Origin of the sequence: Protofrankia sp. Cr1 (assembly GCF_963555865.1) — a bacterium.
Classification (GTDB): domain Bacteria; phylum Actinomycetota; class Actinomycetes; order Frankiales; family Frankiaceae; genus Protofrankia.
Window position 1 is genome coordinate 2,038 of record NZ_CAUVXO010000684.1, and the last position, 703, is coordinate 2,740.

The following is a 703-nucleotide window of genomic DNA, read 5'->3' on the forward strand; positions in this document are numbered from 1 at the left end:
GGCGCACCGATCACGGTGACTGGATCGCGCAGGCACCTCCAGCGCAGGCCGGTCGCGATGGTCTCGACCCCGCGGACCGCGCCGGTCGTATCGCTGTTGCCGTGGACGTACAGCGCATACGGCCGGCCAACGGTCGCGTCGAGACACGGGTAGTAGACGGTGTCGCAGATTTACCCGAAAGTAGGGTGCGCCAGACGGTCACACCGCGTGGCATCTCGCCGCTACCTCGCGCCGAACTCGCACGGGCTACCGGGTGACGATGACCGTCGCGCGGTGTCCGGTCGCGTTCTTGAGCTTGATGTCGCCTGTGAGCAGTTCGCAGCCGAGTGCTTCGGCGAGCGCGATGTAGGCGGCATCGTAGGCACCGAGGTTGTGTCGTAGCTTCCACATCCGGGGGTGGTAGGGCCAGACCGGATGACGGGTGATCCGCAAGCGCGCGTAGTCAGCCAGCATCTGCTCGCCGCGACGGTCAGTGATCTTCTTTCCGGCGGCAAGCCCGCGGACTGTTGACGCGACCTCGACGTCCAGATGGTGCGGGGCGTGCAGCGTGCGCGGGGCAGACAGACGCTGCCGGAGCACCTCATCGCCATTGCGGACGGACAACACATCAATGACGAGCGAGCAGTCAACCACGTACGTGAGGGTCAACGCCGCCCCTCGTCCCGCGCCTCGAGGATGTCGTCCATGGTGAGCTCCACCGGTT

The 703-nt window shown here is 66.3% G+C and carries 1 protein-coding gene and 1 pseudogene; both read right to left on the minus strand.

Annotated features, from left to right (window positions below; translation table 11 throughout):
- Positions 1-164 (minus strand): annotated as a pseudogene (locus tag U9980_RS27960) (flavodoxin); the annotation flags it as partial.
- 82 nt (positions 165-246) lie between these two features.
- Positions 247-703: type II toxin-antitoxin system VapC family toxin (locus U9980_RS27965; RefSeq protein WP_322770665.1), on the minus strand; the 457-nt coding region annotated here is incomplete at its 5' end.